We start from the raw sequence: 24,202 nt of genomic DNA on the forward strand, positions 1-24,202 counted from the left end.
TGTAAAAACCTGCTCTCGTTTTGGTTGGCGGGGTGTTTCTGGGGGGTGGGGGTGTGTGTGGGGGGGGGCCCCCCCCCCCCCCCCCGGCCCCCCCCCGCCCCCCCCCCCCCCCCACGGCGTTACTCCATCACCGCATGTTCCGGCCCGGCCGCCTGCTTGCGCAGGGTGGCCTTGGTCGAGCCGATCAGCAGGGCGAGCGGGATGGTGCAGAGGATGAAGAACATCACCAGCTCGTAGTCGTGCGCGAAGGCGATGATCTGCGCCTGCACGCTGACCATGCGATCGGCCATGGCACGGCCGGCGTCGGTGGAGAGATTGATCATGCCGCTGACGCTGGGCATCTGGAGTGCATGGTTGAACGGATTGATGTGCTCGGACAGGATCGCGTAGGTCCGCCGCGTGCCCTGTGTCAGCTGGGCGATGACGACCGAAATGCCCACCGAGCTCGCGACGTTGCGCATCAAGGTCAGCATCGCGGTGCCGTCGGTGCGCAGCTCATTCGACAAGGTCAGAAACGCCACCGTCGATAGCGGCACGAAGACCAGGCCGAAGCCGAAGCCCTGGATGACGCTGACGGTCACGATCTCCGGCACCTGGGTCAAATCGGTCCAGCCGGTCATCTGGAACAGCGAGGCCGCGGTCAGCGTCAGGCCTGTGATGATCAGCGTGCGCGCCTCGATGTAACGCATCATGCGGCCGACCAGCATCATGGCGAAGAAGGTGCCGAAGCCGCGGCTCGCCAGCAGCAGGCCTGCGGTGATGATGGGATAGCCGATCACGTTCTGCATATAGGGCGAGGCCAGCGCCATGGTCGAGAACAGCACGAGCCCCATCACGACCATGAACATGCAGCCGGTGACGAAGTTGCGATCCCTGAAGAGCGCGAAGCGGATGAACGGCGTCGAGGTCGTGAAGGAATGCGCGATGAAGAAGTAGAAGGCGACGGCCGAGACGATGAACTCCGCAAGGATCTCACCCGATTCGAGCCAGCCCAATTGCTCGCCGCGGTCGAGCGCGAGCTGAAGCGAGCCGATCGCGACCGCCAGCGCAGCGAAGCCGAACCAGTCGAACTTGAGGCTGAGATCCTTCCGGGTCTCGTCCATGAAGATGATCAGCCCGATCACGGTGATGGCGCCGAACGGCAAATTGACGAAGAACACCCAGTGCCAGGAATAGGTCTCGGTCAGCCAGGCGCCGAGCGATGGACCCATGATCGGCCCCATCATCACCCCCATGCCCCAGATCGACATCGCCTTGGCGCGTTCCTGCAGCGTGTAATAGTCGAGCATCACCGATTGCGACAACGGCACCAGGGCCGCGCCGAACACGCCCTGCAGCAGGCGGAACAGCACCATCTGGTTGATGTCCTGCGCAAGCCCGCACAGCACCGACGCCATGGTGAAGCCGGCCGAGCAGATGATGAAGATGCGCTTGCGGCCGAAGCGGTTGGCGATCCAGCCTACCGGGGCCGTCATGATCGCGGCGGCGACGATGTAGGAGGTCAGCACCCAGTTGATCTGGTCCTGTGAAGCCGACAGCGTGCCCTGCATGTAGGGCAGGGCGACGTTGGCGATGGTGGTGTCCAGCGCCTGCATGATGGTTGCCGTCATGGCGCAGATCGTCACCATGTTCCGGCGCAGGCCGGGAACCATCAAATGGGCATTGGGGCCGGACATCGGATCAGTCCTTGTCTCAGTCTTTGTCCGGATCTTTGTCCTGGCTCGCGGTCGCCGACAGGCCGAGCAGGCTGGCGAGCGAGCGCTTGTGGCCGGTGTCGATGGTGGCGTAGACGCTCATGCCGGCCTTCAGCTTGCGCACGTATTTGTCGGTCTCATCGAAATAGATGCGGATCGGCACGCGCTGCACCACCTTGACGAAATTGCCGCTGGCGTTCTGCGGCGGCAGGATCGCGAATTGCGCGCCGGTGCCGGGCGAGAGCGAGCCGATCTTGCCCTTGAAGATATGGTTCGGGAACGCGTCGACCTCGAGCGTGACCGCCTGTCCTTCGGTGACGTAGGTGAGGTCGCTCTCCTTCGGATTGGCGTCGACCCAGGGATGGGCGACGTCGATGATGGAGAACACCGGCGTGCCGGCGGCGACGTAGCGGCCGAGCTGGATCTGCTCCACCTGTGTTGCCACGCCATCCATCGGCGCGCGGAGCACGGTGTGGTCGAGGTTGCGCTGGGCATCGTCCAGCTTGGCTTTCGCCTGCGCGTAGGCGGGGAATTGCTCCAGCGGCAACTCGGGATTGCCGAGCAATTGCGTCCTGGCATTGGAGAGTTGCTGCTTGATGTATTGCGCCTGCGCGCCGGCGGTCACCAGTGCGTTCGAGGCGTTGTCGAGATCGAGCTGCGAGCCGTAATTGTTCTTCACCAGCGACTGCTTGCGCTCGACGTCGCGCTGTTTCAGGTCCATGCCCTGCTGGGCGAGATTGAGCATGTCGCCGTAGATCTTGATGTTGGCAACGAGATTGTCATAGGTGATGCGGGCTTGGGCGAGTTGCGCTTTGGCTTCTTCCAACGCATGACGAAACGGAGCGGGGTCGATCTCGAACAGCTCGTCGCCGTGCTTGACGATCTGGCCTTCCTTGACGACGACCTTCTGGATTTTGCCGGAGATATCGGGCGTCACCAGCACCTTTTGCGCGCCCACATAAGCATCGTCGGTGCCGACATAGCGGCCGCCATTGAGATAGAAAGTGAAGCCGGCGACCGCGACGACGACCGGCAGCACGACCAGGAGCAGCACGCGGCGATAGCGGCGCAGGCCCGCCAACAGGCGGCGGCGCGGATTGGTGCCGGCTTTCTTGGTGGGCTTGCCGCCGTCGATTTTCTGCTCGGGCTGGAACTTGAGAACCTGATCAGCCATAGCGCTGCTCCTTACGTGCTTGTTCCGCTCCGCTGGTCTGGATCGCGGACCGCACGTTTTCCTTGATTGTTTCGAGTTGGGTGAGGAGGCGATGGGCGTCCGCCGGAGTGATGCCGTCGAGCGCGTTCGCCGTGAGCTCGGACTTCAGCCCGCTCATCCGCCCGAGCAACTGCCGCCCGGCCTTCTTCAGGTACAGCCGCTTGACGCGGCGATCCGAAGGATCGTTGCGTCGCTCGATCCAGTCGCTGTCACAGAGTTTGTCGATCAGGCGCGTCAGCGTGATCGGCTGCACTTCGAGAAGCTCGGCGAGTTCCGACTGCTTCATGCCTTCGCTGCGCTCGACCTTGGCGAGCACCGCCCATTGTGCGCGGGTGATGCCGAAGCGCGAGGCTTCCTTGTCGGCATAGACCCGGAGCAGGCGATAGAGCTCGGCGAGCGTAAACAGGAAATTCTGGTCCACGGGGCCTGGGCTCATGAGCTTGGTCTCCAATAAGCTTGGAATATAATAAGCAAGCTTATGATTATTTCATGGCGGGTTTGCGGGATACTGTCCCGCAGCAAGAGCATGGCTGATCGCCGCATAGCCGGTCCTGCTTTGGGTTCCCCTTTCGAAATGCTAGAACGCCGGTCGCATGACGCTCGCAAAACCTGCATTTCCTGCGCCCGACCACGATCACGGCCGCTGCACCGCGGATGCGCTGGCGCATGCCGAGGCCGTCTGCGGAGAGCGCGCGCAGAAATTCACGCCGATACGCCGCCATGTATTGGGGGCGCTGCTCTCGAGCCACCGCCCGCTCGGCGCCTATGAGGTGATCGACGAGCTGGCGAAATCGATGCCGCGGCCGGCGCCGATTACGGTGTATCGTGCTCTCGATTTTCTGATGGCCAACGGCCTTGTGCACCGCATCGAAAGCCGCAACGCGTATCTCGCCTGCGCCGCTCACGACCACGATGCGACCTCGGCGGTGACGTTCCTGATCTGCGAGCGCTGTGGCTTGGTCGGTGAGATTCCGTCGGCTTCCTTCGCCAAGGACCTCAACGCCGCCGCGCGCAGCTCAGGCTTCGCTCCCAAATTGTCCGTGGTGGAAATCACGGGCGTTTGTGCGCATTGTCAGAAAGCTGCATAGAGCAACAACGGCGCAAAGCCGGTTTTTCAGGAAGAAATGTCCTCACCTCAAGCCATACCGTCCGCCGGTCGTCCCCTCAGTGCCGGCGCCATTGCCCTGATGCTCATGCTGTGCCTGACCTGGGGGTTCAACCAGATCGCGGTGAAGCTGGTGCTGCCGGACATTCCGCCGATGCTTCAGGCCACGTTCCGCTCGATGGGCGCGCTGCCGGTGCTGTTCATCATCGGCAGCTTGCGCGGGGTTAAATTCTTCGAGCGCGACGGCACCTGGAAGCCGGGCGTCATCGCCGGCCTGATGTTCGGCATCGAGTTCGTGCTGATCTTCCAGGGCCTGCGCTTCACGCCGGCGTCGCGGGCGGTCGTGTTCCTCTACACCGCGCCGTTCTTCGTCGCGCTCGGCTCCTACCAGATGCTCGGCGAGCGACTTGGCGGGACGCAATGGCTGGGGCTCGCCATCAGCTTTGCAGGCGTCGCACTCGCGATCGGCGTGCCGCAGCCCAATGTCGATTCGCATGTTCTGCTCGGCGATCTCATGATCGTCGGCGGCGCCGCGCTGTGGGCGGCGACCACGCTGGTTGCCAAGGGCACGCGGCTGCGTTTCGCCGCGCCCGAGAAGGCGCTGGGTTACCAGGTCGCGACGTCGATCCCGATCCTCGGGCTGGCCGCCTGGCTGTTCGGGGAGACCATCCCCCACACCCCGTCGCCGCTGTCGCTGGGCCTGATGGCCTTCCAGGCGATCTGGGTCGTGGGAACCACGTTCACGCTTTGGTTCGCGCTGGTGAAGACCTATTCGGCCAGCAAATTGTCGGCTTTTACCTTCATCACCCCTTTGTTTGGCGTGGTGGGTAGCTATTTCATCATGCACGACACGCTGAACCTGACATTCGGGGCTGCCGCCGTCCTTGTCATTGCTGGGCTTTTTCTGGTTAACCGTCCCAGTCAATCCGCTGCGGCGCCGCGCGATACATTGCTGAACGTCACCAAAACCTGATATTTGGACGCCATGAACAAGCTCGAAAACACCATCGATTCCGACGTTGCGGGCCCCGCGCCCCGGCACAGGACCACCCAGGTCAAGGTCGGCGACGTCGCCGTCGGCGGCGGTGCGCCGATCGTCGTGCAGTCGATGACCAACACCGACACCGCCGATATCGACGGCACCATTGCCCAGGTCGCAGCGCTCGCCCGCGCCGGCTCCGAAATGGTCCGCATCACGGTGGACCGTGAGGAGGCCGCCGCCGCCGTCCCGCACATCCGCGACGGCCTGCTCAAACGCGGCATCACCACGCCGCTGATCGGCGACTTTCACTATATCGGCCACAAGCTGCTCGCGGCCTATCCGGCCTGCGCCGAGGCGCTCGCCAAATATCGCATCAATCCCGGCAATGTCGGCTTCAAGGACAAGCGCGACACCCAGTTCGGCGACATCATCGAGATCGCCAACAAGAACAACAAGCCGGTGCGCATCGGCGCCAATTGGGGTTCGCTCGACCAGGAGCTGCTGACCAGGCTGATGGATGAGAACACCGCCTCGGCCAATCCGCGCGATGCGCGCGCGGTGATGCGCGAAGCCATGGTGCAGTCGGCGCTGCTCTCGGCGGCGCGCGCCGAAGAGCTCGGCATGCCCAAGAACCGCATCATCCTGTCGGCCAAGGTCTCGGCGGTGCAGGATCTGATCGCGGTCTACGAGGTTCTCGCCAGCCGTTCCGACTACGCGATCCATCTCGGCCTGACCGAGGCCGGCATGGGCACCAAGGGCATCGTGGCGTCCTCGGCCGCGCTTGGCATCCTGTTGCAGCAGGGCATCGGCGACACCATCCGGATCTCGCTGACGCCGGAGCCCGGCGGCGACCGCACCCGCGAGGTGCAGGTCGGTCAGGAGCTCTTGCAGACGATGGGCTTCCGCACCTTCGTGCCGCTGGTTGCGGCGTGCCCCGGCTGTGGCCGCACGACTTCGACCACATTCCAGGAGCTGGCCAGCTCGATCCAGGGTTTCATCCGCGACGAGATGCCGACGTGGAAGACGAAATATCCCGGCGTGGAAGAGCTCAACGTCGCGGTGATGGGCTGCATCGTCAACGGCCCCGGCGAATCCAAGCACGCCAATATCGGCATCTCGCTGCCGGGTACGGGCGAGGCGCCGGCTGCCCCGGTGTTCGTCGACGGCAAGAAGTTCCGCACCCTGCGCGGCCCGACCATCTCCGCCGACTTCAAGGCGCTCGTGATCGAGTACATCGAGCAGCGCTACGGCCAGGGCGCCAAGGTGCCGGTGACCGCGGCGGAGTAGGCTTACTTCGCTCGCGCCTCGTACTGAGCTGTCGTCCCGGCGGAGGCCGGGACCCATAACCACAGGATTGGTGGTTAGAACGAGCTGTCACTCCGGGTTTTCGCAAACCAGCTCCTGTGGTTATGGGTCCCGGATCTGCGCTTCGCTTGTCCGGGACGACGAGCAGTGTTTGCGATGCAGATTGCACATCCCCAACCGCGCGCTACCATGCCCCCAATCAAGAGCGATCGGGAGACACGCCATGAGCTCACTCGCCGGCAAACAGGGCCCGCGCTATCGGCATACGGCGGATGACGGGGCGCCGTATGAAACCATCGCGGTCGAAAAGCTCACCCCGATCATCGGCGCGGAAATCTCCGGCGCCGACATCGGCAAGCTCGTCTCGGACGATGCGCGGTCCAACCGGCAGATGGACGAGGTCCACCGCGCGCTTGCCGAAAACCTCGTCATCTTCTTCCGCGACCAGCACATCACGCCACAACAGCATCTCGCCTTCGGCCGCAAGTTCGGTGAACTGCATTTTCATCCCGCCGCGCCGCACGAGGATGAAGACCCGGCGCTGATGAAGATCTATGCGGATGCGAACTCGCCGCGCGCCAACGGCGAGGGTTGGCATTCCGACGTGTCCTGCGATCTCGAGCCGCCGATGGGTTCGATCCTCTACATCACGCAGTGCCCGCCGCGCGGCGGCGACACGCTGTTCGCCAACATGTACGCGGCCTACGAGGCGCTGTCGGATCGCATGAAGGCCTATCTCGACGGCCTGACTGCGCTGCATGACGGCGAGCCGATCTATCGCGGGCTCTACGCCAATTACGGCGTCGCCGACCGTCCGTCCTATCCGAGTGCCGAGCATCCCGTGGTGCGCACGCATCCGGTCACCGGCAGGAAGGCGCTCTACGTCAACCGCGGCTTCACCCGCCACATCAACGGCATCCCGCGCGACGAGAGCGATGCGATGCTCGCCTATCTCTACCAGCACGCGGAGAACCCGCTGTTCCAGTGCCGCTTCCGCTGGACCGAGAATGCCATCGCGTTCTGGGACAACCGCTGCACCCAGCACCGCGCGATGTGGGACTACTGGCCGCACACGCGCTCCGGCACGCGCGTGACGGTGAAGGGGGAGCGGCCGGTTTAAGCCGCCTGCGCACCGCGTTCCGCGTTGACGTCCTCCCGCGTCCGCGCCAATCTTGCCGAAAACAAAGACCGTCGGGAGGATCCGCCATGCTCCGCGCCGAGGACAACAAATTCCTGACCGAGTCCGGCCCCGGAACGGGCATGGGCGAATTGTTGCGCCGGTTCTGGATTCCCGTGCTTCTTTCCGAAGAACTCCCCGAGCCCAACGGCGAGCCGAAGAAGATCATCGTTCTCGGCGAGGAGCTGCTCGCCTTCCGCGATACGCGCGGCGTCGTCGGACTCATCGATCAATACTGCCCGCATCGCGGCGCCAATCTCTGGCTCGGGCGCAATGAGGAATGCGGCATCCGCTGCGTCTATCACGGCTGGAAGTTCGACACCGACGGCCGCTGCGTCGACATGCCGACCTCCTATCCCGACCTCAACGCCAAAGACCTGATCCGGATCAAATCCTATCCGGCGCGCGAATGGGGCGAGATGATCTGGGCCTATATGGGCCCGGCTGACGCGATGCCCGAGCTGCCCGATCTCGAAATGGCACTGCTGCCGGCCTCGCACCGCTATGTCAGCAAGAAATGGCAGGACTGCAACTGGGTGCAGGCGCTGGAAGGCTCGATCGATACCGCGCATTTCACCTTCGCCCATCTCTCCTTCGACAAGGAGGAGGACGAGATTCTGGACATCAAGAAGCATTTCGTGAATCCGATCGCGCGGATGTCGAGCGATCACATGCGCTGGATCGCGGAGGATCCGCGCCCTGTGATCAAGATCGCGCCACACGCGGCGGGCCTCACCATCGCCGGTGGACGGCTCACCGGGGGCGACAACATCTACTGGCGCATCGCACAGTTCCTGATGCCGTTCCACGCCTATGCCCCGAGCGCGATGCCGGGTGAGAACATCTTTGGCCAGACATTCGTGCCCGTCACCGATACCAAATGCTGGATCTACACTTATGCCTGGAATCCAGAGCGGCCGCTGACGCAAGCCGAGCGCGACGCCTTTGACCGCGGCAACGGCGTGATCGCGGAGGTCGGCGACGATTACGTGCCGCTGCGCCACAAGGGCAACGACTATCTGATCGACCGCAAGCTCCAGAAGACCAGGAGCTACACCGGCATCAAGGGCGTCTCCGAGCAGGATGCGGCCGTGCAGGACAGCCAGGGCCCGATTGCCGACCGCACCCGCGAGCATCTCGGTCCGACCGATCTCGGCATCATGCATTTCCGGAAAGTCGTGATGGAGCTGGCACGAGGGCTTCAGCAGGGCGAGCCGCCGCCGCAGGCCGCGCATCAGGATCGCTACGCCGTGCGCTCGGGCGCCTGCGTTACCAGCAAGGCCAAGGACCTTTCCGCGGTAATGCTGGAGCGTTTCGGTGACGTTACAGGCTTTGTCGGCCGGCCGCGAATCGCGGCAGCGGAGTAGCGCTTGGGGCAGCCGCGCAACATCGTCGCAAGTCTCGTCTCGACGCTGGTCGCGTCGATCTTGCTATGGTCGCTGGCGCCTGCAGGCACGGGTCATGCTGCTATCGCGCGGAAACTCGTGAAACCCAAGCCGCCGCACGCGCCGGTCAAATGTGAGATGCCGAAATTTCGGATCGTCGTGGATGTCGGGCACACTCCGGACTCCTACGGCGCGTTGAGCGCACGCAACGACACGGAGTTCGGCTTCAACTTCCGGCTCGCAAGTCTGATCACGGCGAGGCTCAAGGCCGAAGGCTTTGCCGCGGCCCGCCTGCTCGTCACGGACGGCAAGGCGCGGTCGAGCCTGCTCAAACGCGTCGGTACCGCGAATGACGCCCGGGCCGATCTCTTCCTGTCGATCCATCACGATTCGGTGCCGGACAAGCTGATCGAGACCTGGGAGTTCGACGGGGCGAACAGCTATTTCAGCGACCGCTTTTCGGGTCACTCTCTGTTCGTGTCGCAGCGGAATCCGCACTACGCCACGAGCCTGATGCTGGCCCGGATGATCGGCCGGCAGCTGAAGGATCAGGACCTGCATTATGCCGGCCAATATGCCCTGCCGGTGATGGGTCGCTACCGGCGCCAGTTGCTCGATAAGGATGTCGGCGTCTACCGCTATGACGGGCTCGTCGTGCTCTCGCAAACCCGCAGCGCCGCAGTGCTGCTCGAAGCGGGCTCCATCATCAACCGCGACGAAGAGATGGCGATGAACTCCCCGGAGCGGCAGGAGATCATTGCGCGCGCCGTGGCGGTGGCGATGAAGGAATTTTGCGAGAGGCGGTAGTTTGCGCCGCCAGCAATGACGGGAATCTATAGCGGCCCTCCGCGATACTCGCGGTTCGCCAAACTCGCCTCCTCGAGATCCAGATCGCGCTCGATCCGCCGGCGCGTCTCGTCGGTGATCTGGCCGTCGCGCAGCAGCTCGTGGATGAATTTGCGCTCGGCGGCGATCAGGTCGCGGGTCAGCGCGGTGCCGGCGGCGGAGACGTCGTGGTGGGTGGGATCGAGCGAATCCGGTAGCTGGTTGACCCGGATCTCGTGGCGGGCGCGCAGGAGTCGCATCACCTCGTCCGATACGTCCTTCTCCTCGGTCAGCGCGTCGAGCGACTTCAGGGCGGCATCGAGGGCCTGGCGCCGTGCCGCGATCTCGGACTCGTGCTCGGCGGCATGCTCGCTGCGACCGGCTTCCGCGACGCCGAGCCAACGCACCACCGGAGGCAGCGTGAGGCCGACGCCGATCAGAGTGATGAAGATGACGCCGAAGGCGACGAACAGGATCAGGTCGCGAAACGGAAAGGCCTCGCCGCCGGGCAGCGTGAACGGCAGCGCCAGCGCTGCTGCCAGCGACACCGCGCCGCGCACGCCGGTGAACGCAAGCACGAACGGCCATTGCCATGGTGGTGACGGATCGCGCGCGCGCAGCGACTTGCTGAGGATTCGTGGCAGATAGGTCGCGGGATAGAGCCAGGCGAAGCGCGCGATCACGACGACCGCCAGCACCACGGCGGTCGCGATCATGATGTCGTCGAGCGGAAACGCCTTCGACTTCTCGTAGAGCGCGCGCATCTGGAATCCCGTGAGCAGGAACAGCAGGCCCTCGATCAGGTAGATCACGAGGTCCCAGAAGAAGATGCCTTGCAGGCGCGTCGATGCCGAGATCAGCAGCGGGCCGTTCCAGCTCACATAGAGGCCGCAGGCGACGGTTGCGATCACGCCGGAGCCGCCGAGATGCTCGGGCAGCCAATAGGACACGTAGGGCGTGATCAGCGAAAGTGTCAGCTCGACCTGCGGATCCCCCGACCATTTGCGGAATCGCAGGGAGAGCCAGCCGACCCCGATGCCGAAAGCGATCTCGCCGGCGACGATGAGCAAGAACTCGCCGCCTGCCAGAGGCAGCGAGAAATGCCCGAGCATGATTGCGGCGAGCGCGAATCGATAAAGGATCAGCGCGGTGGCATCATTCGCGAGCCCTTCGCCTTCGAGGATGACCATGAGCCTGCGCGGCAAATGCAGCCGGCGTGCGATCGCGAGTGGCGCCACCACGTCGGGCGGCGCCACAATGGCGCCGAGCAGGAAGCCGATGGTCCAGGGCAGGCCGATGAAGTAATGCGTGGCGGTTGCGACCAACGCCGCGGTGAAGATCACGGCGCCGACCGCGAGCAGCACGATCGGGCGAAGATTCTTTTTGAATTCGCGCCAGCTCATCGCGACGCTCGCCGAGTAGATCAGCGGCGGCAGCACCATCAGCAGCACCAGTTCCGGCGGCAGCTCGACCGGCGGCATGCCCGGCACGAAGGCGAGGCCGACGCCGGAGAGCATCAGCAGAATGGCAGGCGCCATGTTGAAGCGGCGGGCGACAAGCGCGGTGCCTGCCAGCACGGCGAGCAGGATGAGAAAGGTCTGAAATTTCGCTTCCATGATGATCTCTCTTCACCCGGAAGCGGTCGCAAGGTCAATGTGTGCGGCTTACGCCAGCCGCTCGGCCACCATGCGGCCGATGCGTGCGAACGCGGTTTCGATCTGCGCCGCACTCGGCGTGCCGCCCTGGGTGTAGGCGGCGATCAGGATCGGCGCATCCGGCTTCGTATCGGGTTTGGGCCAGGCCACTGCGATGTCGCCGGAGGCGTCCTTGCCGTTGTTGCCGGTCTTGTCGCCGATCTTCCAGCTCGCGGGGAGCCCGGCACGCAGCCGGTTCGCGCCGGTCTTGCAACCCACCAGCCACTCCGTGAGCTGCGCGCGCGAGGTGGTCGACAGCGCCTCGCCCGTCACCAGCCGGCGCAGATTGCCGGCCATCGCCGCCGGCGTGGTGGTGTCGCGGGGATCGCCGGGCGGTGAGCGGTTGAGCTCGGGCTCGTTGTGGTCGAGCCGCGAGGTGGTGTCGCCGAGCGACCGCCAGAACGCGGTGAGTGCGGCGGGACCGCCGATCCGCGCCAGCAGCAAATTGGCGCAGGTGTTGTCGCTGAGCTCGACGATCGCCTTGCACATCTCGGTGATCGACATTGCGCCGGCGGCAATGTTCTGCTTGGCGACCGGTGCGTACTCCAGCAGGTCGGCCTCCCCGTACGGAATCATGGCCCCAAGCTGATCCTCGCCACGATCGACCCGCGCCAGTACGCAAGCCGCCAGCGAAGCCTTGAATGTCGAGCACATGACGAACCGTTCGTCGGCGCGCCATGCGAGCCTTGCGCCAGTCGCGAGGTTCTCGGCATAGACCCCGATCCGGCCGCCACTCTCGCGCTCATAGGTTTCGAGCTCAGGCAACGCGTCTGCGGCGCGCGCGGGGGAGGCAGCAATCCAGCACAGCGAGGCGAGCAGCGAACGGCGGTCGAGAAGCATGGGGGACCTTGAGCGAGACGGGGGCGGGGCGGAGATGCGGCATGCACTCCATCCGGATCGTCATTGCGAGCGCAGCGAAGCAATCCAGTCTGCCTCCGCGGAAAGACTCTGGAGCTTCGCTTCGCTCGCAATGACGGAGGATGTGGGACGAGTGCGCCCGATTTCGGGCAGCGGAAGATTAGGCCCCCCTCACTCCCGCAGGTCGTACCGATAAGACTTCGACACGATCTGCCAGCCATCGGCGAGCTTCATCGCCACGAGATAGTCGGTGAAAAAACGCGGCGGCAGTTGGCACCGGACCTTGATGAAGGCGGTCTTGTCGTCGGAACGGTCGATGGTGACGATGAAATCCTCGCGCGGCTTGCCTTCGGCCTTGCCGGAGGGACGCTTGCGCACGCGGTCGAGCCAGTCCGGCACGGTCAGCACCTGCAGTTCACCCTTCTCGACCCAGCGCAAATCGGCGGAGGGGTGGAAGATGGCGCCGAGTTTTTCGGCATCGCCCTCGTAAAGTCCGTCGAAATAGGATTGCACGACGGCTTCGACGCTCGAACGGTTCTGGCTCATGGGTCATCCCTTTGAATGATGGCTCAGGGTGAACTTAGTCGTACACGTCAAAATGCGCTATGGGAGGGCGTGCCATTTGCGCAAGGACACTGTGATGACCGGATCAGAGAATACGAACGCTTCCTTCCTGATCGGCGAATGCTACTGCCGCGCCGTGCGCTACGAGGTGGCGGACGCGTTCTCCTATGCGATGAATTGCCACTGCTCGAACTGCCGCCGCACCACCGGCGCCGCCTTCAAGCCGTTCGCCGGCATCGAGCAGAGCAAGCTCCGCATCCTCAGCGGCGAGGACCAGCGCACCATCTACGGTGACGACACCACCCATGACGCCCACTGCGCCCGCTGTGGCTCGCTGCTTTATTCCCGGGTGCGCGACGGAAAATGGGTCCATGTCGCCATGGGAACCCTGGTCGATGCCCCCTCGATCCGACCGAGCGCCCACATTTTCGTGGGCTCGAAAGCGCCCTGGCACGAGATTACGGACCATCTGCCTCAATATCGGAGCCACATCGGGGATGCCTGAGGGAACCTGCTGTGGGACTGTTTCTCGGCGAACCGCGCCCGGACTGGCGCGACAAACAAAAGGGGCCTTTCGGCCTGCCGCCGGCGCCAGCTTCGTGACCTCCGTCACAAGCGCCCGCGGCGGATCCTGCTAATAAAGCCGTCTCAAAGGGGCTTGAAATGCCCTGAACCCGGAAGTCGTGTCATGCGCAAATTGCTCAGACTTTGCCCCCTTCTCCTTGCGGTCGCGCTGCTATTCGGCGCCGGGCCCGCTTTCGCCGGGAAGCGCGTCGCGCTGGTGATCGCCAACTCTGCCTACCAGCACGCGCCGTCGCTTACGAATCCCGTCAATGACGGTTCGGTGATGGCCAGGACGCTGAAGGAGGCCGGGTTCGACATCGTCGATTCCCGGCACGACCTGACGGCGCAGGAAACCCGGCGTGTGCTGCGCGAATTCGCCGACGGGACCCGCGATGCCGATATCGCCGTGGTCTACTATGCCGGCCACGGCATCGAGGTCGAAGGCTCGAACTATCTGATCCCTGTCGACGCCAAGCTGGAGCGTGACACCGACGTTTTTGACGAGGCGCTCTCCCTCGACCGCGTCCTGGTCGCGGTCGAACCGGCCAAGCAGCTTCGCCTGGTGATCCTGGATGCCTGCCGCGACAATCCGTTCGGCAAGACCATGAAGCGCACGGTTGCCTCGCGCGGTATCGGCCGCGGTCTCGCCCAGGTCGAGCCGACCAGCTCCAACACGCTGATCGCCTATTCGGCCAAGGCCGGCTTCACCGCGCAGGATGGCGATGGTGCCAACAGCCCCTTTACCGTGGCGCTGTCGAAGCATCTGACGACGCCCGGCCTCGACGTCCGCCGCGCCTTCGGCTTCGTGCGCGACGACGTGCTCAAGTCGACGGGTAACAAGCAGGAGCCGTTCGTCTATGGCTCGCTCGGCGGCGAAGACGTGCCGCTGGTGCCGGTGAAGGTGACCGCCGCAGCTGCCGCGGCCACGGCGAATCCTCAGGCCGACATCCGCCGCGATTACGAGCTCGCGCTCCAGGTCGGCAACAGGCCGGCATGGCAGGCGTTCCTGGCCCAGCATTCCGACGGCTTCTATGCGAGCCTCGCCAAACTTCAGCTCGAAAAAATCGGCGCTGAGCAGGCCCATGCGGCGGCCACCGAGAAGGCCAAACAGGCCGAGGCCGAGCGCGATCGTCTTGCCGCACTTGGCGCGCAGAAAGATACGCAGGCCAAGGCAGCCGCCGATGCGAAGGCCGCAGAGCAGGTACAGCTTGCGGCGCAAAAGGCCAAGGAGCAGGCGCAGCAGCAGGCGGCCGCCGCCGAGCAGCAGCGCGTCAATCTCGCCGCCGCAGCCCCGAGTGCAGCGCCCGCCAGCACGGCGAGCCCCGCCGGCACCAACGTCGCGTCGCTGACGCCGGCCACCGCTCCGGCCGATCTCAGCCGCTCGGTGCAGACCGAGCTCGGCCGCGTCGGCTGCTTCTCCGGCGCCGCCGACGGCAACTGGACCACGTCCGCGCAGCGCTCGTTGTCGCAGTTCAACCGTTACGCCGGCACCAAGCTCGACGTGAAGGTGGCGAGCACCGATGCGCTCGACACGGTCAAGTCGAAACAGTCGCGCGTCTGTCCGCTGGTTTGCGAGCACGGCTTCAAGGCCGACGGCGACAAGTGCACCAAGATCGTCTGCCGTGATGGCTTTGCGATCAACGACGACAACGAATGCGAGAAGCAGCGTGCCGCCAAGTCAGCCAAGCCTGCGACCGCCAAGCCTGCGACCGCAAAGCGTGATGATGGCGACGAGCGTCCCGCACGGCAGCGTCGTCAAGCCGGCGGTGAGGCTGCCGGAGCGGCGGGCGGCTTTGGTGGCGCTGCGGGCATCGCTGCTGCCGCTGGCACTAGCCGCCGCTCGAGTGGCGGACAGCTGTTCTGCAATAACAGCGGCTGTCGTGCGGTCAACCGCGGCTGTCATCTCGAATATCGCGGCGGCGGAGGCCCCGGCAACGATGCCAATGCCGAGGTCTGTAACTAGGATTGCGGAGTGAGTTCAGGCCGAGATCGCGCTCGCCGCAATGTTGACCGTCAGCGCCAGCAAGGCCGTGTTGTAGATGAATGAGATGATGCCGTGCGCGGTGGCGGTGCGGCGGATGGTCTTGTCGGATATGCCGACGTCGGAGACCTGCGCAGTCATGCCGATCACGAACGAGAAGTAGACGAAGTCCCAATAATCGGCGTGGTCTTCCTTGTCGCCACTGGGAAACTCAAGGCCACCCGGCGTTGGGTGACGATAATAATCATGCGCGTAATGCAGCGCGAAAGTTGTATGCACCGCGGCCCAGGACAGCGCGATGGTGGTGATCGCGATGGTCAGCTCCGCGGCGCCGCGGTGGGCGCCGAGTTCGGCCACAATAGCGGCGATGCTGGCGAACGCGCCGGTCGCCGTCACCAGCAGGATCACGAAGCGGCCGTCGTCCTGCATCGCAGCGGCGCGGCGGATGTGCTGGTGGTCGTTGCACAGCATCATCGCATAGACCAGCACGAGATAGACCGCGATCAGCGCATCCCAGCCGAGCACAAGCCGCGTCGTCAGCCGGGGTGAGCCCGGCAAAAGCAGGCAGACGAGGATACCGACACCAAGGGAGATGAACGTCCGCGGCCGCGCATAAATCAGCCGCATCGGCCGCGACATCTTGCGAAAGCGGGCGAGGGCCGGGTCTTCCTTGCTGCCGCCCGTCATCGCACGGCTAGTTCTTGCGTTCGGCGACGAACCGCGCAGCCGCTTGCAGCACGGCGGCCCGTTCGCCGAAGATCGACACGGCGCTGTCGGCTCGCGCGAGCAGGTCGCGGACGCGCTGCTTGGCGCCTTCAATTCCGAGCTGGGTGACGAAGGTGGTCTTGCCGAGCGCCGCATCGGCGCCGGCAGGCTTGCCGAGCGCGGCGGCGTCGCCTTCGACGTCGAGCAGGTCGTCGGCGATCTGGAAGGCTTCGCCGAGCGCGCGGCCGTAATCGTCGAGCGCCTGATATTCCTTTTGCGAGGCTTGGCCGAGGATCGCGCCGGCGATGCAGCCGTAGCGCAGCAACGCACCGGTCTTCATCTGCTGAATACGGGCGACGTCGATCGGTTCGTTGCCGCCAAAGCGGCCTTCGCCGGCGAGATCGAGGATCTGGCCGCCGACCATGCCGCCGATGCCGGCGCAGCGCGCGAGCGCGCGCGTCAGCAAAAGCCTCACATTGGCGTCGCGATGGATCTCGTCGCGGGTAATGATGTCGAAGGCGAGCGTCAACAGGCCGTCGCCCGCGAGGATCGCGGTCGCGTCGTCGGTCTTCTTGTGCAGGGTCGGGCGGCCGCGGCGCAGGTCCGAATTGTCCATCGCGGGCAGATCGTCGTGGATCAGCGAATAGCAGTGGATGCATTCGAGCGCCGCACCCGCGAGCAGCGCGGCTTCGCGCGGCACGCCGAACACGGCCGCGCTCTCGACCACCAGGAACGGCCGCAGGCGCTTGCCGCCGTTGAGGCTCGAATAGCGCATTGCGTCCATCAGTCGCTTGGGCCGGGCGATCTCATCGGGCAGGATGTCGTCCGACAGCAGGCGCCCGAGCAGGGCCTCGGTGTCATCAGCGGTCTTGTCCAGACGTTTGGCGAAATCGGACGGGGACGTGCCGGTCATCAAGAAGGGCTCCAGAACTAAAATTCGGCGGGACAATCCTTTATGCGCCCGCCTCAGTCAATCGTTTGGAAGGCCTAAAAAGTGCTGGAAAACGCCCGAATTATCACAGACTTAATGCCGGGCCCGTGGCCGCGTTTCGTTCTGCGCCGGAAAGGTTGATTTGCGCGTCGTCAAAACCCTTCTCCTGGTGCTCGCGGTCGCGGTTCTCGCGCCCTACGTCATCGCGCCGTTCTACCGTGCCGGCCATCCCGTTTCGACGCTGATGGTCTGGCGCTCGCTTCGGGGTGCGCCGATGCAGCGGGAATGGATCGATCTGGCGGCGATGTCGCCCTCGCTGCCACGCTCGGTGGTGGCGGCCGAGGACGCTCATTTCTGCAAGCATCACGGCATCGACTGGGGCGCGTTGCGTGAGGCGATCGACGATGCCAAGGAGGACGGCACCCCGTTCCGGGGCGCTTCCACCATCACCCAGCAAGTGGCGAAAAACCTGTTCCTCTGGCAGGGGCGGGACTTCGTCCGCAAGGCGCTGGAATTCCCGCTGGCGCTGTGGATCGATCTCGTCCTGCCCAAGGCACGAATCCTGGAGATTTACCTCAACATCGCCGAACTGGGACCGCAGGGCCAGTTTGGGGCCGAGGCGGCCAGCGCCTATGCCTTCGGCAAGTCGGCGGCGAACCTCTCCCCCCGAGAGGCGGCGCTTCTGGCCTCGATCCTGCCGAATCCGGTCAAACGCAGCGCCAGGACGCCGGGACCGGGCGTCCGGCGGCTGGCCGGGACCTATGTGGCGAGAGCGCAGGCCAGCTCGCTTTCGACCTGCTGGCGGGAGAATCGCTGATTTCGGGCCCTTTTCGGGCGCATTTTCCGGCCCAGAGCCCTAGATTTAAGGCAAGCCTTCCTCTATAAGCCCGGCCTTGACCGGCATTCAGCTCGCCTCGGTTTGCGGGTGCTGAGCCGTCCCCTCGCGGACGATGCCCTGATGACACCAATCCCTAGAGGATACTGAAATGGCCGTTCCGAGAAGAAAAACCTCGCCGTCGCGCCGCGGCATGCGCCGCTCGGCTGACGCCATCAAGAAGCCGACCTATGTGGAAGACAAGGACTCCGGCGAGCTCCGTCGTCCGCATCATCTCGACCTCAAGACCGGCATGTACAAGGGCCGTCAGGTCCTGAAGAAGAAAGAGTCCTGAATTCGGGACCTTTCCCCAGGCAGGATGATTTCGCCTGCCTGATTTCGGCCAACCCATGAGATATGACAGTGACGGCGGCGGAGCTAATGCTTCGCCGCCGCATTGTCCTGTCTGGATATCTTGATCGAGAAGGCATTTCGCCGATGGTCGGTTTCCCGCTGCTCCTGATCCCGCTCGCGGTCTACAACATCATCGCCTTCCTGATGCCGAGCGTGTCCTTTACGGACGTGCTGTTCAAGGTGCCGATGATCACGGGCGAGGCCTGGCCGGTCACGCTCTCCGACGTGATGCTCGCGCTAGGCGTCGTGCTGCTGCTGCTCGAGGTGGTCAAGGGCGCGCGGCCCGGCTCGAAATTCCTGATGGATCATTTGCTGTCGCTGATCGTGTTCGGCGCGGCTGCGGCCGAATTCGTGATGTGGCCCAAATTCGGCAACTCCACCTATTTCCTTCTGGTGCTGCTCGCGATGGCGGATTTCCTCGGCGGCATCGCCCAGCGCACGCGCCGCCGCGTGGCTTATGTCGCCGAAACGGCACCAGCGCCGCGTAAGGCCAAGCGCCAAGCGGAAGTGCCAGTCGATGAAGCGGTGGTCGAGCCCAAGTTCGAGCCAGTCGTTGCGCCGCCCGCATCCGCACCTTCCGCGCAGTCGGTCGCCGAATCCGTGCTGATGGATCATCCCGCGCCGAAGCCGGTCCAGAGCACGCCCTCGCCGGAAATCCCCTCGCCGCATTTGCAGCCGGGCAACGGCACCCAGCCGTCTCCCGACGCGCCGCGCTGATTCAAGCCACCTGCCGCGTGCGCGCGGTGACGCTTGGAAGCGGGTGCTTGCTGCCATAGGCGACCTGTGCATCCTCGGAAGACACGCGGCGGAGCCGGCTCGCCTGGGGCAGGTGCTCGGCATTGGCGATGAGCTGGGCGACGAAGCTGGGATCGGGGCGCGGCAGCGGTGCCTTGTGGACCCGCTGCAAAACCGGCATCAGCGGCACCACAGCCGAGCCTGTGCCGTTGTCCGCCACGTCTGCTTGATCGGTACTCAACATCGCAATCACCGTTGACCCGGCCAAGATTGTCGCGTTTCGAGACGCTGGCGCCGGTGCGTGTCATGTACTCGCAAGGCCTATGCCGGGCGGGCCGGTTTGGTTCCTGCGAGTGAGGAAACGTGGTTTCCAAATTGTTTATCAACTTTGCCTAGGGTCAATGGCGAATCTGGCTTTATCCTGTGCCGACTCAGGACTCCCCGCTGTCCCGAAACGAGGCGATTTTGACCCCCGCATTGCCGCAAGCCTCCGACATCCTGGCCGCCCTCGGCCAGGCCGTGTTCGCCTGGGAAATCGCCAGCGATGCCATTGTCTGGGGTGAGCAGGTCGGCGCCATCTTTCCCGGAATTCCCGCCGAACGGCTGGCCACCGGCGCCGAATTCGCCAGGCTGATCGAGCCCGCGCAATCGCTGCGGAGCGCCGCGCTGGCCCAGACCTCAGCCGTGCATGGCGCCGACGGCACGCCCTACCGGGTCGAGTACGGCGTGCGCATGAGCGCCGCGGATCCCGTAGTTTGGATCGAGGAGACCGGCCGCTGGTTCGCTGGCCCCGACGGCCGGCCGGTGCGTGCGATCGGCTCCGTCCGCATCAACAATGAACGCCATGCCCGGGACGAGGAACTGACCAAGCTCGCCCGGCTCGATCCGCTGACCGGCGAGCTCAATCGCTCGCATCTGATCGCCGCGCTGGCCGAAGCCATCGAGGAGACGACCCGTTTCCGCTCGACCGCGGCCTTCATGCTGGTCGGCATCGATCATCTCGCGCGTGTCAATGAAGCCTTCGGCTTCGACGTTGCCGACGCTGTGATCCTCGACGTCGCCACGCGCATTCGCGCGCGCTTGCGCGGCGGCGACGTGCTTGGCCGCTTCTCCGGCAACAAGTTCGGCCTGATCCTGAAGAACTGCACCGTCGACGACATGAACGTCGCTGCCGAGCGCTTCCTCGCCGGCATCCGCGACGAGGTGGTGCCGACCAAATCCGGCCCGGTGTCGGTCACCGCCTCGATCGGCGCGGTCAGCGTGCCGCGCTATGCCCGCAACACCGATGAAGCCGTCAATCGCGCCCACGAGACGCTGGACACCGCGAAACAACGCCGCGTCGGCTCGTTCGCAGCCTGGCGCCCGGATGCCGCGCGCGACGCCCAGCGCCGCGTCAACATCCGCGTCACCGACGAGATTGTCACCGCACTGAATGAGCGCCGTATCAAGCTCGCCTACGAGCCGGTGGTTGCCGCCCTTTCGCGCGAATGCGCCTTTCACGAATGCCTGGTGCGGATGGACCAGGGCGACGGCCAGGTGCTGCTCGCGCCCGACATCGTGCCGGTCGCGGAACGGCTCGGCCTGATCCGCCTGGTCGATCACCGCGTGCTCGAGCTCGTGGTCGCCGAGCTCGCGGCCGCGCCCGGCATCTGCCTCAGCCTCAATATCTCGCCGGACACCACCATGGATCCGGATTGGTGGGCGGGAATCGAATCGCTCATGCGCGCCCATCCCGGCGTCGCCGAGCGGCTGATCGTCGAGATCACCGAAACCGTCGCGATCCAGGACATCGACGACGTGCGTGGCTTCGTCACCCGGCTGAAGAACTTCGGCAGTCGCATCGCCATCGACGATTTCGGCGCCGGCTACACTTCGTTCCGCAATCTGCGCAAGCTGGGCGTCGACATCGTGAAGATCGACGGTGCCTTCGTGCAGAACATCACTCGTTCCGCCGACGACCGCGCCTTTGTGCAAACCTTGATCGACCTCGCCCGCCGCCTCGACATCAAGACGGTGGCCGAATGGGTGCAGGACGAAGGAGCTGCCAACATGCTGCGCGACTGGGGTTGCGACTACATCCAGGGCCGCCTGATCGGGCTCGCCTCATCCGAGCGGCCGTGGGGCGCGCCGCCGCCGGACAGCGCGTTGCCCGCAGCAGGCTGAGACACCCTACCAAGCCCTCACGCCCCCTCATCCAGCGCCACGAGTTCGCGCTTCTTGCGCAACGCGGGTAATAGCGGCGCCATCAGCAGCACCAGCGCGAGCGTAAGACACGCTGCCGAGATCGGCCGCTGCACGAAAGTCCAGAGGTCGCCCTGCGAGAGGATCAGCGACTTGCGCAGATTGTTCTCCATCATCGGCCCCAGCACGAACGCCAGCACCAGCGGCGCGGGCTCGAAGCCGAGCTTGCGCATGAAATAACCGATGATGCCGAATGCGATCATCACATAGACGTCGAACACGTTGTTGCTCGAGCAGTAGACGCCAAGGATCGTGAACAGGATGATCAATGGAAACAGGATGTTGTAGGGCAGCTTGAGTAGCTGCACCCACATGCCGATCAGCGGCAAATTGAGGATCAGCAGCATGACGTTGCCGATATACATGCTGGCGACGATGCCCCAGAACAGGCCGGGGTTTTGCGTGATCAGCAGCGGCCCCGGTTGCAGGCCGTGGATGACGAAGGCGCCGAGCAGCAGCGCCATCACCACGTTCGGGGGAATGCCCAGGGTCATCAGCGGAATGAACGCGCCGCCGGCCGCCGCGTTGTTGGCGGATTCGGGACCCGCTACGCCTTCGATTGCGCCATGGCCGAAGCGCTCCGGCGTTTTCGACAGCCGCTTCTCCAGCGCATAGGACGCGAATGAGGCTACCACGGCGCCGCCGCCCGGGAGAATGCCGAGCAGGAAACCGAGTAACGTGCCACGCGCTACCGGGCCGGCGCTCGCTTGCCAATCGGCCTTGTTGGGCAACAGCTGCGTGATCTTGGCGTTGATGATGTCGCGCTTGATCGCCTGCTCGGTATTGAGCAGCACCTCCGCGACGCCGAACAGGCCCATCACCACGGGCACGAGTCCGATGCCGTCGATCAGCTCCATGCGGCCGAAGGTCAGCCGCGGCTGCGCCGTAATGCTGTCGAGGCCGATCAGTCCGAGCACGACGCCGATACATGCCATCAGGAGCGCCTTCGGCATCGATCCCTGGGTGAGGAAGGTGAGTACGATGAGGCCGAGCACCATCAGGCTGAAATATTCGGCAGGGCCGAACGCGATGGCGATGTTGGCGAGCCGAGGCGCCACCAGCATCAGTGCAACGAGTGAAAATGTGCCGGCGATGAACGAGCCGAAGGCTGAGATGCCCAGCGCAGGGCCGGCACGGCCCTGCTTCGCCATCTGGTGTCCGTCGATGCACGTGACGACCGAAGCAGCTTCGCCGGGGATGTTGACCAGGATTGAGGTCGTCGAGCCGCCATACATCGACCCGTAATAGATCCCCGCCATCATGATGATGCCGGATTCCGGCGTTCCCGACAGTGTCACCGGAAGCAACAGCGACATCGCCGAGATCGGCCCGATGCCTGGCAGCACGCCGACCAACGTACCGATGAAGACGCCGATGAAGCAGTAGAGCAGGTTGACCGGCAGCAGCGCGACGCCGAACCCATGCGCGACGTTGACAAGCGTATCCATGCGATCAACCGATCCCGAACAGGCCCGAGGGTAGCTGGATCAGCAGCAGCCGCTTGAGCACCCACCACATGCCGAGCGGCACCAGCGCGGCGATTGGGATCGCCAGCGTCCAGCGCACGGGATCGATCAAGCGCAACAAAAGCAGCATGAGCGGGATCGACGACAGCAGGAATCCCAGCGGCTCGAGAGCAAAGGAGAACGCGGTGAGGCAGACGATGACGAGAAGCGGCTTGCTCCAGCTCACATTGTCCCAGCGCGAGGCCAGCGTCGGGCCGCCCTCCGCAATAGCCGAGATGATAATGCTGACCGCGAACACGCACATCAGGATGCCCGTGTAGAACAGCACGTAGCCGGAGCCGGGGTCATTGATGGTGCCGAGCTTGAGCTTCACGCCCTGCCAGATTACGAATCCGCCGAGCGCGAGCCCGATCAAGCCGCCCCAGAGTTCGGAGTTGTTGAGGCGGAGTTTGACGGAGGTTTGGTCGTTCATCGATACCCTCTCGGCCGTGCTCCGGATGCTACGCAGCGCGAAGCGGCGCCCTGCAGATCCGGGACACGGAAGTGGCTCAATCCTACTTCTTCGCAAGCCCGAGCGTGTCGATCACCTTGCGCTCTGACTCCGTGACCTCGAGGACGAACTTCTTGTAGTCCTCGGTATTCTTGTAGCTCGGCACCATGTCGTATTTGGCGAGCGTGGCGATTACCGCGGGGTCCTCGACCGCCTTTTTGAAGGCGTCGTGCAGCTTGGCGACGATCTTGGGATCCATGCCCTTGGGCCCTCCAATGCCGAACGGGGAATCGTAGACCATGGGATAGCCGAGTTCCTTCAGCGTCGGCACGTCAGGATAGTTCGGCGATCGCGCGCCGGTCCACACCATGAGAAGCTTCAGCTTGCCGGCATCGACCAAGGGCCGCCAACCGGTGGAGTCGGCCTGCAGCATGGTGTGCTGGCCGAGTACCGCGGCGTTGGTCTCCGCCCCGCCCTTGAACGGCACCTGTGTGAGCTTGATGCCGGACATCGCGGCGATCTGCTCCATGCCGATATGAAGCGAGGTGCCGGTGCCCGGCGTCGCGTAGGTCACCTTGCCTGGATTTGCCTTTGCGAACTCGACCACGTCCTTCCAGGACTTGAACTGCGACTCCGCGCTGGTGGTTACGCCGAACGTATAGCCGGTGAGATGAACGATATAGGTGAAATCCTTCGCCGGATCCCACGACACCTCCTGCATCAGGGGCAGGCGGAAGACGGTGATCGGAAGCTGTGAAATGGTGTAGCCGTCCGGCTTCGCGGCCGCGGCCATGGTGGCAGGTCCAACCGTGCCGCCGCCGCCGGCCTTGTTGTCGATCACGATCGGCTGCCCCAGGACCTTGGAGGCGCTGTCGGCGATCGCGCGCATCGAGATGTCGGTCGATCCGCCGGCCGGCCATGGCACGATCAGCGTGACCGGTTTGGTGGGATAGTCCTGCGCACCGGCGGCAGTCGCGAGCAACGCGCCCACGACATGCATGGTGGCAAAGGCGATTGTCTTCAGCCCGTATCGCGACATCGAACTCCTCCCAAGCAGTG

The 24,202-nt window shown here is 64.5% G+C and carries 24 protein-coding genes; 12 read left to right on the forward strand and 12 right to left on the reverse strand.

What is annotated here, in order from left to right; genetic code table 11:
• Positions 1-119 precede the first annotated feature (119 nt).
• Genes ABIC03_RS30945 through ABIC03_RS30955 form a run of 3 tightly spaced genes read right to left on the reverse strand, consistent with a single transcriptional unit; the run spans position 120 to position 3,343 of the window.
• The gene (locus ABIC03_RS30945; RefSeq protein ID WP_354063718.1) at positions 120-1,676 is read right to left on the reverse strand and encodes an MDR family MFS transporter; all 1,557 of its coding nucleotides are present in this window, start codon (positions 1,674-1,676) and stop codon (positions 120-122) included.
• Between the two features lie 16 nt (positions 1,677-1,692).
• Complete coding sequence (locus ABIC03_RS30950) at positions 1,693-2,868, reverse strand: HlyD family secretion protein (protein WP_354063720.1); 1,176 nt, start codon at positions 2,866-2,868, stop codon at positions 1,693-1,695.
• Positions 2,861-3,343: a MarR family winged helix-turn-helix transcriptional regulator gene (locus ABIC03_RS30955; RefSeq protein WP_007598134.1), complete on the reverse strand. Its 483-nt coding sequence runs from the start codon at positions 3,341-3,343 to the stop codon at positions 2,861-2,863. Before ABIC03_RS30955 ends, ABIC03_RS30950 begins: the two co-directional genes overlap by 8 nt.
• A 157-nt stretch (positions 3,344-3,500) precedes the next feature.
• Between ABIC03_RS30955 and ABIC03_RS30960 the strand changes: the two genes are divergently transcribed.
• From ABIC03_RS30960 to ABIC03_RS30985, 6 genes are all read left to right on the forward strand, one after another.
• Complete coding sequence (locus ABIC03_RS30960) at positions 3,501-3,995, forward strand: Fur family transcriptional regulator (protein ID WP_007598132.1); 495 nt, start codon at positions 3,501-3,503, stop codon at positions 3,993-3,995.
• A 36-nt stretch (positions 3,996-4,031) separates the two neighbouring features.
• Positions 4,032-4,985 (forward strand): DMT family transporter, encoded by a 954-nt coding sequence (locus tag ABIC03_RS30965; protein WP_354063723.1) that lies wholly within the window; start codon positions 4,032-4,034, stop codon positions 4,983-4,985.
• A gap of 12 nt (positions 4,986-4,997) precedes the next feature.
• The gene (gene ispG, locus ABIC03_RS30970) at positions 4,998-6,281 is read left to right on the forward strand and encodes a flavodoxin-dependent (E)-4-hydroxy-3-methylbut-2-enyl-diphosphate synthase (RefSeq protein ID WP_354063725.1); all 1,284 of its coding nucleotides are present in this window, start codon (positions 4,998-5,000) and stop codon (positions 6,279-6,281) included.
• 241 nt (positions 6,282-6,522) lie between these two features.
• On the forward strand, positions 6,523-7,419 hold the full coding sequence (locus tag ABIC03_RS30975; RefSeq protein WP_354063727.1) for a TauD/TfdA dioxygenase family protein: 897 nt from the start codon (positions 6,523-6,525) through the stop codon (positions 7,417-7,419).
• Positions 7,420-7,505: 86 nt separating this feature from the next.
• Positions 7,506-8,843 (forward strand): Rieske 2Fe-2S domain-containing protein, encoded by a 1,338-nt coding sequence (locus ABIC03_RS30980; protein WP_354063729.1) that lies wholly within the window; start codon positions 7,506-7,508, stop codon positions 8,841-8,843.
• Positions 8,844-8,846: 3 nt separating this feature from the next.
• Positions 8,847-9,668 (forward strand): N-acetylmuramoyl-L-alanine amidase, encoded by an 822-nt coding sequence (locus ABIC03_RS30985; protein WP_354063731.1) that lies wholly within the window; start codon positions 8,847-8,849, stop codon positions 9,666-9,668.
• Between the two features lie 26 nt (positions 9,669-9,694).
• Here the strand turns inward: ABIC03_RS30985 and ABIC03_RS30990 are convergent, their stop codons facing one another.
• The 3 genes from ABIC03_RS30990 to ABIC03_RS31000 all read right to left on the reverse strand — a co-directional run bounded on the left by ABIC03_RS30990 (position 9,695) and on the right by ABIC03_RS31000 (position 12,784).
• On the reverse strand, positions 9,695-11,302 hold the full coding sequence (locus ABIC03_RS30990) for a Na+/H+ antiporter (RefSeq protein ID WP_354063733.1): 1,608 nt from the start codon (positions 11,300-11,302) through the stop codon (positions 9,695-9,697).
• 48 nt (positions 11,303-11,350) lie between these two features.
• The gene (gene bla, locus ABIC03_RS30995; RefSeq protein WP_354063735.1) at positions 11,351-12,220 is read right to left on the reverse strand and encodes a class A beta-lactamase; all 870 of its coding nucleotides are present in this window, start codon (positions 12,218-12,220) and stop codon (positions 11,351-11,353) included.
• A gap of 189 nt (positions 12,221-12,409) precedes the next feature.
• The gene (locus ABIC03_RS31000) at positions 12,410-12,784 is read right to left on the reverse strand and encodes a nuclear transport factor 2 family protein (RefSeq protein ID WP_007598116.1); all 375 of its coding nucleotides are present in this window, start codon (positions 12,782-12,784) and stop codon (positions 12,410-12,412) included.
• Positions 12,785-12,878: 94 nt separating this feature from the next.
• On the opposite strand from ABIC03_RS31000, the gene ABIC03_RS31005 reads away from it, so the two are divergent.
• Entirely contained in the window at positions 12,879-13,307 is a 429-nt protein-coding gene (locus tag ABIC03_RS31005; protein WP_354063738.1) for a GFA family protein, read from the forward strand.
• A 183-nt stretch (positions 13,308-13,490) separates the two neighbouring features.
• Positions 13,491-15,329, forward strand: coding sequence for a caspase family protein (locus ABIC03_RS31010; protein WP_354063740.1), 1,839 nt, complete (start codon positions 13,491-13,493; stop codon positions 15,327-15,329).
• 15 nt (positions 15,330-15,344) lie between these two features.
• Here ABIC03_RS31010 and ABIC03_RS31015 read toward each other — a convergent pair whose 3' ends face one another.
• Both ABIC03_RS31015 and ABIC03_RS31020 read right to left on the reverse strand, forming a co-directional pair.
• The gene (locus tag ABIC03_RS31015; RefSeq protein WP_275168585.1) at positions 15,345-16,034 is read right to left on the reverse strand and encodes a DUF1345 domain-containing protein; all 690 of its coding nucleotides are present in this window, start codon (positions 16,032-16,034) and stop codon (positions 15,345-15,347) included.
• Between the two features lie 7 nt (positions 16,035-16,041).
• Positions 16,042-16,965, reverse strand: coding sequence for a polyprenyl synthetase family protein (locus ABIC03_RS31020; RefSeq protein ID WP_027514555.1), 924 nt, complete (start codon positions 16,963-16,965; stop codon positions 16,042-16,044).
• Between the two features lie 160 nt (positions 16,966-17,125).
• Here ABIC03_RS31020 and mtgA point away from each other — a divergent pair, with 160 nt between their 5' ends.
• The 3 genes from mtgA to ABIC03_RS31035 all read left to right on the forward strand — a co-directional run bounded on the left by mtgA (position 17,126) and on the right by ABIC03_RS31035 (position 18,928).
• A complete protein-coding gene (gene mtgA, locus ABIC03_RS31025) occupies positions 17,126-17,800 on the forward strand; it encodes a monofunctional biosynthetic peptidoglycan transglycosylase (RefSeq protein WP_354063743.1) in 675 nt (224 codons plus the stop codon).
• 169 nt (positions 17,801-17,969) lie between these two features.
• Positions 17,970-18,152 carry a 50S ribosomal protein L32 gene (gene rpmF, locus ABIC03_RS31030; protein WP_007598106.1) on the forward strand — a complete coding sequence of 61 codons (183 nt, stop codon included), beginning with the start codon at positions 17,970-17,972 and terminating at the stop codon, positions 18,150-18,152.
• A gap of 143 nt (positions 18,153-18,295) precedes the next feature.
• Positions 18,296-18,928 carry a hypothetical protein gene (locus ABIC03_RS31035; RefSeq protein ID WP_354063745.1) on the forward strand — a complete coding sequence of 211 codons (633 nt, stop codon included), beginning with the start codon at positions 18,296-18,298 and terminating at the stop codon, positions 18,926-18,928.
• A 1-nt stretch (position 18,929) separates the two neighbouring features.
• Here the strand turns inward: ABIC03_RS31035 and ABIC03_RS31040 are convergent, their stop codons facing one another.
• Positions 18,930-19,190 (reverse strand): hypothetical protein, encoded by a 261-nt coding sequence (locus tag ABIC03_RS31040; RefSeq protein ID WP_354063747.1) that lies wholly within the window; start codon positions 19,188-19,190, stop codon positions 18,930-18,932.
• A 221-nt stretch (positions 19,191-19,411) separates the two neighbouring features.
• Between ABIC03_RS31040 and ABIC03_RS31045 the strand changes: the two genes are divergently transcribed.
• Positions 19,412-21,109, forward strand: a complete 1,698-nt coding sequence (locus tag ABIC03_RS31045) for an EAL domain-containing protein (protein WP_354063749.1) — start codon at positions 19,412-19,414, stop codon at positions 21,107-21,109.
• 17 nt (positions 21,110-21,126) lie between these two features.
• Here ABIC03_RS31045 and ABIC03_RS31050 read toward each other — a convergent pair whose 3' ends face one another.
• From ABIC03_RS31050 to ABIC03_RS31060, 3 genes are all read right to left on the reverse strand, one after another.
• Entirely contained in the window at positions 21,127-22,635 is a 1,509-nt protein-coding gene (locus ABIC03_RS31050) for a tripartite tricarboxylate transporter permease (protein ID WP_354063751.1), read from the reverse strand.
• A gap of 4 nt (positions 22,636-22,639) precedes the next feature.
• Positions 22,640-23,125 carry a tripartite tricarboxylate transporter TctB family protein gene (locus tag ABIC03_RS31055; protein WP_354063753.1) on the reverse strand — a complete coding sequence of 162 codons (486 nt, stop codon included), beginning with the start codon at positions 23,123-23,125 and terminating at the stop codon, positions 22,640-22,642.
• Positions 23,126-23,207: 82 nt separating this feature from the next.
• Positions 23,208-24,182 (reverse strand): tripartite tricarboxylate transporter substrate binding protein, encoded by a 975-nt coding sequence (locus ABIC03_RS31060; protein ID WP_354063755.1) that lies wholly within the window; start codon positions 24,180-24,182, stop codon positions 23,208-23,210.
• Positions 24,183-24,202: the final 20 nt, after the last annotated feature.

It is taken from the genome of Bradyrhizobium sp. RT6a (assembly GCF_040547675.1).
GTDB lineage: Bacteria > Pseudomonadota > Alphaproteobacteria > Rhizobiales > Xanthobacteraceae > Bradyrhizobium.